The sequence below is a fragment of the Streptomyces sp. NPDC001617 genome (assembly GCF_053596855.1).
In genome coordinates this window covers 1-15,942 of sequence record NZ_JBSFHA010000068.1, presented here as the reverse complement: position 1 = coordinate 15,942, position 15,942 = coordinate 1, and the positions used below count along the sequence as shown (strand labels likewise).

The 15,942-nt window shown below is 70.5% G+C and carries 12 protein-coding genes and 1 pseudogene; 7 read left to right on the top strand and 6 right to left on the bottom strand.

Features of this window, described 5'->3' with window-relative positions; genetic code table 11:
- Positions 1 to 188 precede the first annotated feature (188 nt).
- Positions 189 to 1,394 (top strand): globin domain-containing protein, encoded by a 1,206-nt coding sequence (locus ACWC09_RS37550; RefSeq protein ID WP_450855515.1) that lies wholly within the window; start codon positions 189 to 191, stop codon positions 1,392 to 1,394.
- Positions 1,395 to 1,605: 211 nt separating this feature from the next.
- Here ACWC09_RS37550 and ACWC09_RS37545 read toward each other — a convergent pair whose 3' ends face one another.
- From ACWC09_RS37545 to ACWC09_RS37525, 5 genes and pseudogenes are all read right to left on the bottom strand, one after another.
- Positions 1,606 to 2,184 (bottom strand): vitamin K epoxide reductase family protein, encoded by a 579-nt coding sequence (locus ACWC09_RS37545; RefSeq protein WP_450855514.1) that lies wholly within the window; start codon positions 2,182 to 2,184, stop codon positions 1,606 to 1,608.
- 95 nt (positions 2,185 to 2,279) lie between these two features.
- A pseudogene (locus tag ACWC09_RS37540) lies at positions 2,280 to 2,615 on the bottom strand (respiratory nitrate reductase subunit gamma); the annotation flags it as partial.
- A 348-nt stretch (positions 2,616 to 2,963) separates the two neighbouring features.
- Positions 2,964 to 4,556 (bottom strand): oleate hydratase, encoded by a 1,593-nt coding sequence (locus ACWC09_RS37535; protein ID WP_450855513.1) that lies wholly within the window; start codon positions 4,554 to 4,556, stop codon positions 2,964 to 2,966.
- Positions 4,557 to 5,005: 449 nt separating this feature from the next.
- On the bottom strand, positions 5,006 to 5,170 hold the full coding sequence (locus ACWC09_RS37530; RefSeq protein WP_450855512.1) for a hypothetical protein: 165 nt from the start codon (positions 5,168 to 5,170) through the stop codon (positions 5,006 to 5,008).
- Between the two features lie 177 nt (positions 5,171 to 5,347).
- Positions 5,348 to 5,770 carry a pyridoxamine 5'-phosphate oxidase family protein gene (locus tag ACWC09_RS37525; RefSeq protein WP_450855511.1) on the bottom strand — a complete coding sequence of 141 codons (423 nt, stop codon included), beginning with the start codon at positions 5,768 to 5,770 and terminating at the stop codon, positions 5,348 to 5,350.
- A gap of 303 nt (positions 5,771 to 6,073) precedes the next feature.
- On the opposite strand from ACWC09_RS37525, the gene ACWC09_RS37520 reads away from it, so the two are divergent.
- From ACWC09_RS37520 to narI, 6 genes are all read left to right on the top strand, one after another.
- Complete coding sequence (locus ACWC09_RS37520; protein ID WP_450855510.1) at positions 6,074 to 7,360, top strand: nitrate/nitrite transporter; 1,287 nt, start codon at positions 6,074 to 6,076, stop codon at positions 7,358 to 7,360.
- A 43-nt stretch (positions 7,361 to 7,403) separates the two neighbouring features.
- Complete coding sequence (locus ACWC09_RS37515; protein WP_450855509.1) at positions 7,404 to 7,880, top strand: hemerythrin domain-containing protein; 477 nt, start codon at positions 7,404 to 7,406, stop codon at positions 7,878 to 7,880.
- Positions 7,881 to 8,133: 253 nt separating this feature from the next.
- Positions 8,134 to 11,823 carry a nitrate reductase subunit alpha gene (locus ACWC09_RS37510; protein ID WP_450855545.1) on the top strand — a complete coding sequence of 1,230 codons (3,690 nt, stop codon included), beginning with the start codon at positions 8,134 to 8,136 and terminating at the stop codon, positions 11,821 to 11,823.
- Positions 11,823 to 13,538, top strand: a complete 1,716-nt coding sequence (gene narH / locus ACWC09_RS37505) for a nitrate reductase subunit beta (RefSeq protein WP_450855508.1) — start codon at positions 11,823 to 11,825, stop codon at positions 13,536 to 13,538. Before ACWC09_RS37510 ends, narH begins: the two co-directional genes overlap by 1 nt.
- The gene (gene narJ, locus ACWC09_RS37500; RefSeq protein WP_450855507.1) at positions 13,535 to 14,197 is read left to right on the top strand and encodes a nitrate reductase molybdenum cofactor assembly chaperone; all 663 of its coding nucleotides are present in this window, start codon (positions 13,535 to 13,537) and stop codon (positions 14,195 to 14,197) included. The genes narH and narJ overlap by 4 nt, the downstream gene beginning before the upstream one ends.
- Complete coding sequence (gene narI, locus ACWC09_RS37495) at positions 14,194 to 14,964, top strand: respiratory nitrate reductase subunit gamma (protein WP_450855506.1); 771 nt, start codon at positions 14,194 to 14,196, stop codon at positions 14,962 to 14,964. Before narJ ends, narI begins: the two co-directional genes overlap by 4 nt.
- A 203-nt stretch (positions 14,965 to 15,167) precedes the next feature.
- On the opposite strand, the gene ACWC09_RS37490 is transcribed toward narI, so the two are convergent.
- The coding region (locus tag ACWC09_RS37490; RefSeq protein ID WP_450855505.1) for a DNA-directed RNA polymerase subunit alpha at positions 15,168 to 15,942 on the bottom strand (775 nt) is incomplete at its 5' end.

Sequence of the window (15,942 nt, the reverse complement as noted above, 5' to 3'; positions counted from 1 at the left end):
CGGAACAAGGGCTCACCATCCACGACGTGAACCGGCCGACGCTGTCGGGGCCGCTCCGAGGATGTCCGAACTCATTCGAGCCGACCGGCCCATTGTGAAGGCCCACCGGCCCATGTGCCCCAGGAGACCGGCCTGGCCACGATGGTGAGCGTCAATCCCCCCTCACACCCGCACTGCTGAGGAGAGCCATGCTTTCGCCCGATTCGGCCGCCGTCGTCCGCGCCACCCTGCCCGCCGTCGGCGGAGCCCTGGATGAGATCACCGCGCGGTTCTACGACACGATGTTCGCCGAGCAGCCCGAGCTGCTGGACGGGCTGTTCAACCGCGGCAACCAGGCCAGCGGCCAGCAGCGTCGTGCCCTGGCCGGGTCCATCGCAGGCTTCGCCCAGGCGCTGGTCGCCGACCCCGACGCCCGCCCGGACGCGCTGCTGTCGCGGATCGCTCACAAACATGCCGCACTCGGTGTCACCGAGGACCAGTACACGATCGTCCACAAGTACCTGTTCGGGGCAATCGCCGAGGTGCTCGGCGAGGCGGTCACGCCGGAGGTCGCCGCCGCCTGGGACGAGGTGTACTGGCTGATGGCCGGCGCCCTCATCGCCCGGGAGGCCCGCCTGTACCAGGAGGCGCAGGTCGATCCCCGCGACCCGTGGCGGCAGTGGACGGTGGTGGAGCGGCGGGAGGAGACCCCCGACGCGGTCTCCTTCCTGCTGCGCCCGGCCGACGACGCGCCGGTGCCGCACGCCCGCGCCGGCCAGTACGTCAGCGTCCGGGTGAAGATGCCCGACGGCATACACCAGTTGCGCCAGTACAGCCTGTCCAACGCCCCCGGTGACCGGCTTCGCCGTATCACTGTCAAACGGGTCGCGAGTGTTGCCGACGCACCCGAGGGCGAGGTGTCCAACCAACTGCACCGCACGGTCCGGGCCGGTGACGAACTCACCCTCTCCGCCCCGTTCGGCGACGTGGTTCTCGACGACGCCGACAGCCCGCTGCTGCTGGTCTCGGCCGGCATCGGCTGCACCCCGATGGTCGGCATGCTCGAACACCTCGCGGCCACCGGCACCGCTCGCCCGGTCACCGTGCTGCACGCCGACCGCTCCCCGGCCGACCACGCCCTGCGCGCGGACACTCGCCGACTCATCGGCGAACTCCCCGAGGCCCGAGCTCAGTTCTGGTACGAGCAGGACGCCGCCGACGAACCCGGCGCCCGCAACGGTCTGATGGACCTCACCGGCCTGAACCTGCCCGCAGACGCCGACGTGTACCTGTGCGGCGCGCTTCCCTTCATGCGCGCCGTGCGCGCACAACTGCTGACGGCCGGCATCCCGGCCCGCCACATCCGCTACGAGGTCTTCGGCCCCGACCTGTGGCTGGCCCACGCCGAGGGCTGACAACCGCGGCCGGTCCGGCCCTCGCAGGCGCAGGGCCACCTCTTGGTCACCATCCTGAACCGGGCTGGGCCGCCGAAAGCCCTCGGCCCCGGCAGCCGCAACGGGCTGCCGGGGCCAATTCCTTTGACTCCGACCGGTTCGAGGTCCCGCCGCCCGGCGCCCAACCCAGCGGTCGGCCCCGTCGCGGGAGACGGCCAGATCCGCGGGCCGGTCACAGCAGACTGCTCCAATAAGCCCAGAAGCGGGTGAGTACGAGCAGTGCGATCACGCCGTACCAGGCGCCGAGCAGCATCCAGTGCGTGTCCCGGACGACCACCAGCACGCTCCGGGACACCGGGACGATTCCCTGTTCCAGGCAGTGCAGGGTCACGTACCAGAACAGGGCGATGGTGACGACCCAGACGACGGCGCAGTAGGGGCAGATCTTGTTGAGCTCGTAGAGCGACTGGCCGATCAGCCAGTGGACGAACACCACCCCCGCCAGCGCCCCGGCGTCCAGCGCGAGCCACAACCGCCGGTGCAGCCCCGTCCCCGAGAGCACGGCGACGCCCAGGGCTGCGACGGCGGCGAAGGCACCCAGTCCGAGCAGCATGTTGGGGAAGCCGAACAGGCTGCCCTCCGGGCTGGACATGACGCTGCCGCAGCTCACGACGGGGCTGATATTGCAGGGCGGTTGGTAGGCGGGATCGCGGAGCAGCCGCCAGTCGTCCACCGAGAGCTCGAACGAGGCGAGCCAGCCGACGATCCCGGTGAGGAGCATCACCAGGCCCGTCCGACGGCTCGCGCCCACCGCCTGCGTGCTCCGTGTGGTCGTGGCGTCCGATGCGAACGCGGGTTCGTGACTCATACGGTTCGCCGGGAGCCGGAGGCCGACCGGGGCCGACCCGCGGTGAGAGCGTGCAGCCGGAACAGCAGCGGTGCGCCGGCGATGGCTTCCGGTTGCGGCTGGAGGACGAACAGGCCGCGGAACCAGACGGAGACGGTTTCGCGGTAGTCGTAGCCGGGGCCGAAGACGTTGTGGGCGGCAGTGGCGGTGATGCCGAGGAGGACCGTGGCGGACAGCAGCGGGAAGAGGAGCTTGTCGCCGCGGTCGGTGGTGAGCCGGATCCGGCGGGTCAGCAGCCGGCCGGCGCACAGCATGCCCAGCCCGGTGACCATGGCGAGGCAGACTGCATGTCCGGCGATCACCATGAAGGCGCCCAGGTGGAACAGCGGGCTGCCCTCCGCCTCGGCGAGCAGCACCGATCTGCTCCTGTGGGTCGCCTTCGCGGCCAGGGAAGAGAATGCGGCGTTCATCGACGGTCTTCCGTACGGTGGCCAGGAGTGCGCGGCACGCGGCTCGGCGGAGCGGGCATCGGCGGCCGGCCCTCTGCGACGCGCGGCGACCGGCGCCGTGCACTCTGATCGTTCTCCATGATCGGGAACGCTAGACGGCGCGAACCCTGCAGCACTTGGGGCGGTCGGTCCCCGCTGGATGGCCGACCGGCCCAGTCACCGCCGCCGTGACAGGGACCATTGGTCCTGGTCCTGGTCCGAGTCGCGGCGGGGGACATCGCATGCTGACAGTGCTCAGGCCAGCGCTGCCCTGAGGACGTCGACGGCGGTCCTGGGATCGGCCAGGGCGTGGTAGATGCCGGGGATCTCGTGGTCGTCGATGCCGAGAAGGCCGTAGACGGCGTGCAGGGCACCGCGCACGGAGTACTCGACGGTGAAGACGACGTCCTCCGGGATCTCGGTGAACTGGCCGAGGAAGGCGAAGTTCGCGGCTCCGCGCGGGATGACCAGCGGCCGGTCGTGGACGGTACGCGGGGCGAACTGGCTGGTGATGTACGGCATCATCACCGGGATCACCGTCGTCGTCGCCGCGACCTGCTCCTCGATGTCCGACAGACCGAGGTGGCCGAGGAGTTCGGTGAGGATCTCCCGGCCGGTGGCCTCGGCCATCGGCTTGCCGATGAAGTCGCCCTCGCGGTCGACGAACAGGCCGTAGCCCCACAGCGTGCAGACGTCGTCGGGCTGTCCGTCGAAGTGCGGGGCATGAGGCACGACTATGGACATCAGCCAGCGCGAGTCCTTGAACGTCATCAGCGCACCGGTGCCCGGGAGGTTGCCGGACAGCTCCTCGATGCGGTGCAGCAGGAGCGGGCTGCGCATCGTGAGGGTGAAGGACTCCCACTTCGATTCGCCCACAGTGCCGTTGAAGGCGAGAGGGCGGCCGAAGTCATCGGCCTTGACGGCGAGGGTCTCCCACAGCCGCCATCCGCCGTCGCGCTTGTCGCAGACCAGTTCGGGGGCGGCGGTGTCGCTTCCGTACGCGGCGTCGGCGGTCATCGACCCCAGGGTCAGGAACGCGTAGTCGCCGTCACCGAGTTCGTAGCTGTCCGGCTGCCCCTCGCGTTCGAGATGCAGGCGGCTTACACGCCGGGCGCCCTGCTCGTCGGTGGTGAAGTCGGCGTCGGTGACCCGCACCCCGTACTCGAAGCGCACACCCCGGGCCTCCAGCCAGGCCCGCAGCGGACGGATGATCGAGTCGTACTGGTTGAGGCGGGTGCGGCGCACGCCGGCCAGGGTGTGCATACGCGGGAACTCCTGCATGAAACGCAGGAAGTAGCGCTTGAGCTCGATGGCGCTGTGCCAGTTCTGGAAGGCGAACGTGGTGCGCCACATCGCCCAGAAGTTGGTCTCGAAGAAGTGCGGGGAGAAGAAGTCCTCGATGCGGCGGGCGCCGATGACCGCCTCGGGCAGCACCAGCAGCCGGGTCAGCTCCAGACGGTCCCGGGTGTCGAGGCCGTAGTCGGAGGCGTCCAGGATCGTCGTGCCTTTGCCGATGAGGCGGGCCTTGGCGTCGGTGGGCCACTTGGCGTTGAACTCGGTGATCTCCTCGCGCACCGTCACTGTCTCGTCGGCGAGGGTGGGAATCGTCTCCAGGAGGTTCCACAGGCAGGTGTACGCCTCCTCCTCCAGCATCCGCCCGCCGCGTGTGACGTATCCCGCGGGTTCGCCACTGCCGTCCATGGAGCCGCCGGCGACCGGGAGCTCCTCCAGGACGTGGATGTCTTCGCCGGGGAAGCCGCCGTCGCGGATCAGGAAGGCGGCTGCCGCGAGAGAGGCGATGCCGCCGCCGACGAGGTAGGCGCGGGATGGGTGCGGAGCGTCTGTCATGACGTCCCTCCGTTCTGCCGCCGGGTCTCACAGGCGGCCGACTGTGGTTCGGGATCCCGTGTGCCGGACACGCGTCCTGGTTCGACAGCGGCGGTGTGGCGTTCGGGGAGGCGCGGACGCCATCTGACGGGACGTGGCGCCTAGGGTCATCAGTCAACGCGTGCGGTGATTGCGCAGGCAGGGGCCGGATGTCCCTGCCCGCCTGCCGAGCGGCCCGAACCTGGGGGCATGCTGTCGGCCGGACCCTGCGCGCTCCTTGAAGAGCCACGCCCGAAGCCCCGGGCGGACCAACCCGAGGAAGGGGCGTTCTTCAGCGTCGCGTCATGGGAGCGCGTTCCGTGGCGGGGGTTTCGTGCGCGGTCGGTCCGTCCGCGGTCGGTCCGTCCGTGGGCGGTCCGCTCGGTCGGCGCGCCAAAGCCTGTGCCGAGGCGGTTGGCCCGTGTTCCGTGTCAGCCGTGGCGTCCGCGTCCAGGTGCGCGCTGTACGTCGGCGAGCAAGCGCATGCCCGCCCGGTATGTGGTCGCGTCGATCCGCCCGTGCAACCGCTGCCTCACCAGCCGTCGTTCGGCCGTCTCCAGCACCGCACGGTGCTCCCGGAGCCGAGGTCGTGTCATGCGGCGGCTCCGGTCCGGCGCGAGCAGGCGGGACGTGTCGTACAGGGCGCCTGTGGGCGGGCCGGTCGTCCCCTTCCGCCGACGGGCGTGAGGACCGTTCCCTTCGCTTGACCGTGTCTGGCCGACGGACGCTTTGTCGACCGGACACGGGCCAATGGTGGCCGCGCCGACTGCGGCTCACTGCGTGGTGCGTGCCCCGGTGAGTTCGCGTCCGGTGACCAGTTCCGACTCGATCCGTACGAAGACCCCGTCCTTCACCGGCATCCAGGAGCGCGGTCCGCTCTGCGACAGGCGTTGGTGCTCGGCGGGGTCGGTCACCACCATGGCCCGTCCGGTGACCACCACGCTCCAGCCGGACTGGGTTGCCGCGGTGAACTCGTCCGCCTCGAAGGCGACCACGACACCGTCGACGGCGCGCACGAGGTCGGAGCCTGCCGAGGTGAACAGCAGGACCGAGGCGTCCTCGTCCAGGGAGAAGTTGACCGGGAGGACCGCGGGCAGCGCCTGCCGGGTGTACACCACGCGGCCCACCGGCACCTTGGCCAGCAGGCGCAGGCACTCCTGCCGGTCGAGCGTGCGAAAGGCGTCGTGTTCGAGCATCGAACCATCGTCGGTATGCACCCCGGCGCACGGTAGGGCCGACCGGCCCTCTTCTGCCCAAAGGGGAGGGAACGGCCGGCTCCGAGGCCGGGACCGTCTGGCCGGTGGCAGGGACCCACGGCCCATGCCGCGCAGGTGTCCTCAAGCGGACAGTGGCTGAGGGGCGCCGATGTGCGGGCGAGTGACCTGCGGTTCCGGTGCGACCCCCGTGTCACAGAACAGCTGTCACAGAACAGCCGTCACAGAACAGCCGTCACAGAACAGCTGTCACAGAACAAGCGTGAGAGGGAAGGAACGGACACCATGGTCCAGTCCTCGACGACAAAGAGCGACAGGGCGGGCTCGGGCGCGCCGGTGCCCGGCCGGGCCTGGCTGATGCTGGCTCTGGCCACCGTCGGATTCGCCGTCAACTTCTGGGCGTGGGCGCTGCTCAGCCCACTCGGCCCCCGCTTCAAGGACACCCTGGAGCTGTCCTCCGTCCAGCAGTCGCTGCTGGTGGCGGTGCCCGTCGTCGTCGGCTCGCTCGGCCGTATTCCGGTGGGGGCGCTGACCGACCGGTTCGGCGGCCGGGTGATGTTCCCGATCGTGTCGGCGGCCACCATCGTGCCGGTGCTCTACCTCGGCCTGGCCGGCCACTCCTCGCTCGCCGCACTGCTGGTCGGCGGGTTCTTCCTCGGCATCGGCGGCACCGCCTTCGCCGTCGGTGTGCCGCTCGTCAGCGCCTGGTTCCCGCCCGAGCGGCGCGGCCTCGCCATCGGCGTCTTCGGGGCCGGCATGGGCGGCACCGCCGTCAGCGCCCTGACCACCGTGAAGCTGGTCGACGCGCACAGCATGTCCACCCCGTTCCTGATCACCGCCGCCGTCCTGGCCGTGTACGCGGTGACGGCCGCGCTGTTGCTGCGCGACGCACCCGGCCGCACCGTGCCGACCGAGCCGCTGGCCCGGCGCCTGGCCGCAACCGCCCGCCTGGGCATCACCTGGCAGGCATCCGCGCTGTACGCGGTCGCGTTCGGCGGCTACGTGGCCTTCTCCGTCTACCTGCCCACGTACCTGAAGACCGGCTACGGGCTGACCCAGGCGGACGCGGCGAACCGCATGGCCGGGTTCGTGCTGCTGGCGGTGGCGATGCGCCCGGTCGGCGGCTGGCTGTCCGACCGGATCGGCCCGGTGCGGGTGCTCGCCGGCGCTTTGACCGTGGTCGTGGCCGGTGCTGTCGCGCAGTCGTTCACCCCGGACCTGGCACCGGTGGGGACCATCGCCTTCCTGGCCATGGCCGCCGCGCTCGGCGCCGGCAGCGGGGCGACCTTCGCCCTGGTGGCCCTGCTGGCCCCGGCCGACCAGGTCGGCTCTGTCACCGGCGTCGTCGGCGCCGCGGGTGGCCTGGGCGGCTTCCTGCCGCCGCTGGTGATGGGCTCGCTGTACGGCGAGTACGGAACGTACGCGGCCGGACTCGTCCTGCTCGCGATCGTGGCCGCCGCCGCACTGGCCTTCACCCTCACCGGCGTCCGCGCGGCGGCCGAAGGCGGCGCGCGCAGGCCGCGCACCGGCCGTCGGCGCGGGCGCCACACCACCGCCGGCACCACCGCGTAGGCACGGACGAGACGAACAGGAACGAAGGACAGGAGAAGATCCGGTGTGTGAGTACTGCGGCTGCCAGTCGCTGGGGTCGATCGACGAGCTGACCCGGGAGCACGACGAGGTCGTCCGCCTGATCAGCCACCTCCGCACCGCCCACCAGGCCAGTGACGGGGCCCGGATGGCGCAGGTCGCCCGCGAGATCGCGACCGTGCTCGACCCGCACACCCAGGTGGAGGAGCATGGCCTGTTCCCCGCGATGGCCGACGAGTTCCCCGAGCAGATCGCCGCCCTGGAGGCCGAACACCGCCGCATCGAGGAGGTCCTGGCCGAGGCCGCCGACGACAGCACGCCCTCGGATCCGACCTGGCCGGACCGGCTGCTGGAGGCGATGGCCCTCCTGCGCGATCACATCCTCAAGGAGCAGGACGGCGTCTTCCCGGCCGCGCTCGCCAACCTCAGCACCGAGGAGTGGGAAGCCGTCGAGGCCGTCCGCGCCAAGGCGGGCGGCGCCCTGTCCCGGCCGACCGCCTGACCGCCCCACTCCGGCCCCGACAACGCAGCGGTCCACGCAGGTGTGGGCGCCCGGAGCAGCGGTAACCGCCCTCCGCACGCAGACGATCTTTACGAAGCCACAGGGTGTTCGTGGAGTGGCTGTTGACCTCCTCGGGGACGACGGTCGTAGAGTCGTCAACGGCCGAAACCGATCACAACTCGAACGGGCCACGTGCCCGGGGCGGAGTGGCACGGTGAGCACGGAGACCAACCGGGGGCCGGCACGGGCGGGCATGGACGGCGAGCTGGCGGAGGCGCTGGTGCGCTCCCGCCGCTTCTTCACCCGGGCGGAGGTCTCCGACGACCTGCGCACCCTCCACCGCAAGGGCGGCCGGCAGGCGGACGAGTTCTACCGGGACCGCTGGTCCCACGACAAGGTGGTCCGCTCCACGCACGGCGTGAACTGCACCGGCTCGTGCTCGTGGAAGGTGTACGTCAAGGACGGCATCATCACGTGGGAGGCGCAGCAGACCGACTATCCGTCGGTGGGCCCGGACCGCCCCGAGTACGAGCCGCGGGGCTGCCCGCGCGGGGCGGCGTTCTCCTGGTACACGTACTCGCCCACGCGGGTGCGCTACCCGTACGTGCGGGGCGTGCTGCTGCGGATGTACCGGGAGGCGAAGGCCCGGCTCGGCGATCCGGTGGCGGCCTGGGCGGACATCGTCTCGGACCCGGAGCGTGCCCGCCGTTACAAGGCGGTGCGCGGCAAGGGCGGCCTGGTGCGGGCGAGCTGGGACGAGGCGGTCGAGATGGTCGCCGCCGCGCACGTGCACACCATCAGGGAGCACGGCCCGGACCGGCTGGCCGGGTTCTCGCCGATCCCGGCGATGTCGATGGTCTCGCACGCCGCCGGCTCCCGCTTCTACTCGCTGCTCGGCGGGGTGATGCTCTCCTTCTACGACTGGTACGCCGACCTTCCCGTGGCCTCCCCGCAGGTGTTCGGCGACCAGACCGACGTACCGGAGTCGGGGGACTGGTGGGACGCCGGCTACCTGATCATGTGGGGGTCGAACCTGCCGGTGACCCGCACCCCGGACGCGCACTGGATGGCCGAGGCCCGCTACCGCGGCCAGAAGGTCGTCGCCGTGTCGCCCGACTACGCGGACAACGTGAAGTTCGCCGACGAGTGGCTCGCGGCCCAGCCCGGCACCGACGGGGCGCTGGCGATGGCCATGGGGCACGTGATCCTCAAGGAGTTCTTCGCCGAACGGACGACGCCGTACTTCACCGACTACGTCAAGCGCTTCACGGACCTGCCCTTCCTGGTCACCCTCGACGAGACGACGGACGAGCCGGGCACCTACACGCCGGGCAAATTCCTGACCGCCGCCGACCTCGGCGGCGAGCACGCCGAGGCGGAGCACGCGGAGTTCCGGACCGTGCTGCTGGACGCGGCCACCGGACGGCCGGTGGTACCGAACGGCACTCTCGGTGACCGCTACGGCGAGGCCGGCGCGGGAAAGTGGAACCTGGATCTCGGTGCCATCGATCCGCTGCTGTCCGCCGAGGGCGGCGACGAGCTCCCCGTCGCCGTGGAACTGCCGCGCTTCGACGCGGCGGACGGCAGCGCGGGACGGCTGCGGCGCGGCGTGCCGGTGCACCGGGTCGCCGGACGGTTGGTGACCACGGTGTACGACCTGCTGCTGGCCCAGTACGGGGTGGCCCGCGAGGGGCTGCCCGGCCGATGGCCCTCGGGCTACGACGACGCGAGGGAGCCGTACACGCCGGCCTGGCAGACGGCGATCACCGGTGTGGACGCGGGGAAGGCGGCGCGTATCGCGCGGGAGTTCGCCGCCAACGCCGAGGAGTCCGGCGGCCGTTCGATGATCATCATGGGTGCCGGGACCAACCACTGGTTCCACTCCGACACCATCTACCGAGCGTTTCTGACCCTGACGACCATCACTGGCTGTCAGGGCGTCAACGGCGGCGGCTGGGCCCACTACGTGGGCCAGGAGAAGGTCCGCCCGATCACCGGCTACTCGGCGATCGCGACAGCCGCCGACTGGAACCGCCCGGCCCGGCAGATGATCCAGACCGCCTACTGGTACCTGCACGCCGACCAGTTCCGCTACGACCCGTTCTCCGCCGACACCCTCGCGGCGGCCGGTCCGGGCACGGGCGGCCCGTTCGCCGGGAAGACCACCGCCGACGTCATCGCGCAGTCGGCGCGGATGGGCTGGATGCCCTCGTATCCGACGTTCGACCGCAACCCCCTGGACCTGGCCGACGAAGCCGGCGCTGCGGGCCGTCCGGTCGCCGAGCACATCGTGGACGAACTGAGGGCGGGGCGGCTGCGGTTCGCGGGCGAAGACCCGGATGCCCCGGAGAACTTCCCCCGGGTGCTGACCATCTGGCGGGCCAACCTGCTGGGTTCCTCTGCCAAGGGCAACGAGTACTTCCTCAAGCACCTGCTCGGCACCGATCACGCGGTCCGGGCGGCCGAGGCGCCGCCGGATGCCCGCCCACGGGACGTGGTGTGGCGGGAGGAGGCTCCCGAGGGCAAGCTCGATCTGCTGCTGACGCTGGACTTCCGTATGACCAGCACCACCGTCTTCTCCGACGTCGTCCTGCCCGCCGCCACCTGGTACGAGAAACACGACCTGTCCAGCACGGACATGCACCCCTTCGTGCACGCCTTCAATCCAGCCATCGCCCCGCCGTGGCAGACCCGCACCGACTGGGACGCGTTCCACACCCTCGCCAAGGAGTTCAGCCGCCAGGCCGCCGATCACCTGGGGGTCCGCAAGGACGTGGTCGCCGCAGCACTGCAGCACGACACTCCGGACGAGATGGCCAACCCGCGCGGGAGGGTGCTCGACTGGATGGCGGGCGAGTGCGAGCCGGTCCCCGGCCGTACGATGCCGAAGCTGGTGACGGTGGAGCGCGACTACGCGGCCGTCGCCGACAAGATGGGCGCCCTCGGCCCGCTGCTCGACACCCTGGGCGCGACCACCAAGGGCATCACCTTCAAGGTCGACCGCGAGCTGGAGTACCTGCGGCACAAGAACGGCACGGTGCGCGGCGGCGCGGCCGACGGGCGGCCCTCGATCGACCGCGACACGCACGCCTGCGAGGCGATTCTCGCCCTGTCCGGCACCACCAACGGCCACCTCGCCACCCAGGGCTTCCACGCCCTCGAAGCCCGCACCGGCCGGCAACTGGCCGACCTGGCCGCCGAGCACGAGGGCAAGCGGATCACCTTCGCCGACACCCAGGCCGCCCCGGTCCCCGTCATCACCTCCCCGGAGTGGTCCGGCTCGGAGACCGGCGGGCGCCGCTACTCCCCGTTCACCGTGAACGTCGAGCGCCTCACACCGTGGCACACCCTCACCGGCCGCCAGCACTTCTACCTCGACCACGACTGGATGACCGCGCTCGGCGAGCAACTCCCGGTCTACCGGCCCCCGTTGAACATGCACGCTCTGTTCGACGAGCCGCGTATCGGGGAGACGGGCGAGCTCGGTGTGACGGTGCGCTATCTGACGCCGCACAACAAGTGGTCGATCCACTCCGAGTACCAGGACAACCTGTTCATGCTGTCGCTGTCCCGGGGCGGGCCGACGATCTGGATGAGCACGCGGGACGCGGCGAAGATCGGCGTGCACGACAACGACTGGGTCGAGGCGGTCAACCGCAACGGGGTGGTCGCCGCCCGAGCGGTCGTCTCGCACCGCATGCCCGAGGGCACCGTCTACATGCACCACGCACAGGACCGCCTGATCGACGTACCGCGCACCGAGACCACCGGCCGACGAGGCGGCATCCACAACTCCCTGACCCGGCTGCTGATCAAGCCGAGTCATCTGATCGGCGGTTACGCCCAACTGTCGTACGCCTTCAACTACCTCGGCCCGACCGGCAACCAGCGCGACGAGGTCACCGTCATCCGCCGCCGCGGCAACCAGGAGGTGACGTACTGATGCCCCGTGGCGAAGCCGCCATTGGACGCTGTATGGCTCAGATGGCGATGGTGATGAACCTCGACAAGTGCATCGGCTGCCACACCTGCTCGGTCACCTGCAAACAGGCGTGGACCAACCGCACGGGCGTGGAGTACGTCTGGTTCAACAACGTCGAGACCCGCCCCGGCCAGGGCTATCCGCGCCGCTACGAGGACCAGGAGACGTGGCGCGGCGGCTGGGAACTGAACAAGCGAGGCCGGCTGGCGCTGAAGGCGGGCGGCCGCTTCAAGAAGCTCATCACCATCTTCTCCAACCCGGTCCTGCCGTCCCTCGACGACTACTACGAGCCCTGGACCTACGACTACGAGACCCTCACCAACGCGCCGCTGCAGGAGCACACCCCTGTCGCTCGCCCCAAGTCCCTGATCACCGGCAAGGACATGAAGATCGCCTGGTCGGCGAACTGGGACGACGACCTCGGCGGATCCGCCGACCACGGCGAGAAGGACGTGCTCCTCAACGAGATCTCCGAGAAGATCAAGCTCGAGTTCGAGCAGACCTTCATGTTCTACCTGCCGCGGATCTGCGAGCACTGCCTCAACCCGTCCTGCGCGGCCTCCTGCCCTTCCGGCGCCCTCTACAAGCGGGAGGAGGACGGCATCGTCCTGGTCGACCAGGACCGCTGCCGCGGCTGGCGGATGTGCGTGACCGGATGCCCGTACAAGAAGGTGTACTTCAACCACCGCACCGGCAAGGCCGAGAAGTGCACCTTCTGCTTCCCGCGTATCGAGGTGGGCATCCCCACCGTCTGCTCCGAGACCTGCGTGGGCCGGCTGCGCTACATCGGGCTCGTCCTCTACGACGCCGACCGCGTCCTGGAAGCCGCCTCCACCCCGGACGACACCGGCCTGTACGAGGCCCAGCGGCAGGTGTTCCTCGACCCCGACGACCCGGACGTCATCGCCGCGGCCGAGAGCGCGGGCATCCCGCGGGACTGGATCGAGGCCGCCCAGCGCTCCCCGATCCACGCCCTGATCAACACGTACAAGGTGGCCCTGCCCCTGCATCCGGAATACCGGACGATGCCCATGGTCTGGTACATCCCGCCCCTGTCCCCGGTGGTCGACGCCGTCCGCGACACCGGCGAGGACGCCGAGGACCACCGCACCCTGTTCGCCGCCGTCGACGCCCTGCGCATCCCCGTCGACTACCTGGCCCAGTTGTTCACCGCGGGCGATCCACAGCCTGTGGACGCGGTGCTGCGCCGCCTGGCGGCGATGCGCGCCTACATGCGGGACATCAACCTCGGCAGGGAACCGAACGCGTCGATTCCCGAGGCCGTCGGGATGACCGAGGAGCAGATGTACGACATGTACCGGCTGCTGGCCCTGGCCAAGTACGACGAGCGGTACGTCATCCCGCCCGCCCACGCTGAACAGGCCCACCAGCTCGAAGAGCTGGCCACCGAGTGCAGCCTCGACTACGAGGGCGGCCCCGGCATGGGCGGCTCGGGCCCCTTCGGCGAAACCTCCGGCGGCGCCGCACCCATCGCCGTGGAGAACTTCCACGCCCTGCGCGACCGCCAGACCTCCGACACCCCCGCCACCCCCACCGACAAGGCCGGCCGGGTCAACCTCCTGAACTGGGACGGCAAGGGCTCCCCGCCCGGCCTGTTCCCGGACACACCATCCGACGGCAGCGGTGCCGGTGGGGAGGTCGAGCCGAAGCCATGAGAAGGAAGACCCCGCACACCGCTCGCACCGAGCCCTGGCACCCCCACGCCTGGCAGGCCCAGTCCCTGCTGCTCGCCTACCCCGACGAACAGTTCGAGCAGCGCCTCGCCCTGGCCGGTCGGGTCGCCGCCACTCTGCCGGCACAGGTCGCCCGCCCCCTGGTCCGCTTCAGCGCCCACGCCGAGGAGACCACCCCCGCGGACCTGGCGGCCGCCTATGTGGCCACCTTCGACCACCGCAAACGCTGCTGCCCCTACCTGACCTACTATGCCCACGGCGACACCCGCAGGCGCGGCCTCGCCCTGCTGCGGCTCAAGCAGACCTACGCCAAGGCCGGCTGGCGTCTGGGCGACGACGAACTGCCCGACCACCTCGCCGTCGTCCTCGAATTCGCCGCCGCCGACCCCGCCCGGGGAGCGCGCCTGCTCACCGAACACCGCGCCGGCCTGGAACTCCTGCGCCTGGCCCTGAACGACGACGGCTCACCCTGGGCACACGTGCTGGACTCCGTCTCCGCCACCCTGCCCGCCCTCGCCGGCGACGACCGCGAAGCCGTCCTGCGCCTCGCCGCCCAGGGCCCGCCCGAGGAAGAGGTCGGCCTCGACTCGTACGCGTCGCCCGTGTTCCTCCCCGACCCCGTCGCAGGAGGCCCGCGATGACCGCGCCCGTCCAGCCCGTCACCCTGGCGGTGGCCTCCGGAACCGGCGGCATCCTGCTGTGGGTCGTGCTGCCGTATGTGGCGCTCGCGGTATTCGTCCTCGGCCACGTCTGGCGCTACCGCTACGACAAGTTCGGCTGGACCACCCGCTCCTCCCAGCTGTACGAGAACCGTCTGCTGCGCATCGGCAGCCCGCTGTTCCACTTCGGCATCCTCGTCGTGGCGCTCGGCCACATCGGCGGCCTGGTCATCCCCAAGAGCTGGACCGAAGCGGCCGGTATCAGCGAGCACACGTACCACGTCTCCGCCGTCGTCCTGGGCACGATCGCGGGCGTCGCCACCGTGGGCGGGCTGGCCATTCTGATCTACCGGCGCCGTACCGTCGGGCCGGTCTTCTCCGCCACCACCCGCAACGACAAGGCCATGTACGTCTCCCTGGCCCTCACCATCGGCCTCGGCCTGTCGGCCACGGTGGCGGCCAACCTCGTCGGCGGCGGCTACGACTACCGCGAAACCATCTCCCCCTGGTTCCGCTCCATCTTCTACCTCCAGCCCGACCCAGACCGCATGACCGGCGCCCCGATCCTGTTCCAACTCCACGCCATCAGTGCCCTGCTGCTCTTCGCTTTCTGGCCCTTCACCCGGCTCGTCCACATGCTCACCGCACCGCTGGGCTACCTCACCCGCCCCTACATCGTCTATCGCAGCCGCGACACCCGACTCGGCGCCCGGGCCCCCCACCGCGGCTGGGAACGCACCGGTTCGTGAGCGGCCCGACCACAGACCCTCGGTGATCCGGCGCCTCGCCCACCGGGCGCCCTGCACCCGTGCGAGGTCTTCCCCGCCTCCTCACACGTGTATCGCCCCTGAGGGCGGACTCTGCCCTGTGCCACCAACGTCCGCCGAGTCGGGCCCGCACCCGGATCGCCTGGTCAGGAGTGCACCCGGCTCCCGTGCGATCCGTAGCGCGTTCAGTACTGCTCGGTCTCCACGAAACTCGTGTCCGCGTCATCGCCCGCGCCGAAGGCGGCGGCGGTCGGGTCGAATCCGGGCGGGCTGTCCTTCAGGGCCAGGCCCAGGCCGGCCAGCTTCGCCTTGACCTCGTCGATCGACTTCGCACCGAAGTTGCGGATGTCCAGCAGGTCGGCCTCGGAGCGCGCCAGGAGCTCACCCACCAAGTGGACCCCCTCACGCTTGAGGCAGTTGTACGAGCGGACGGTGAGCTCCAGCTCCTCGATCGGCAGCGCCATGTCCGCGGCGAAGGCGGCGTCCGTGGGGGACGGGCCCATGTCGATGCCCTCGGCGTCGACATTGAGCTCGCGGGCCAGACCAAACAGCTCGACCAGGGTCTTGCCGGCCGACGCCATGGCGTCACGGGGACGCATGGCCTGCTTGGTCTCGACGTCGACGATCAGCTTGTCGAAGTCGGTGCGCTGCTCGACACGGGTGGCCTCGACCTTGTACGTGACCTTCAGCACGGGGCTGTAGATCGAGTCGACCGGGATACGGCCGATCTCCTGACCGACCTGCTTGTTCTGCGCGGCGGAGACGTAACCGCGGCCGCGCTCGACGGTCAGCTCCATCTCCAGCTTGCCCTTGCCGTTCAGGGTGGCGAGGACCAGGTCGGGGTTGTACACCTCGACTCCGGCCGGGGGTGCGATGTCGGCGGCGGTGACCAGACCCGGGCCCTGCTTGCGCAGGTACATCAACCTGCCGGTGGTGCTCGGTGTTGTGCCGCTGCCGGTT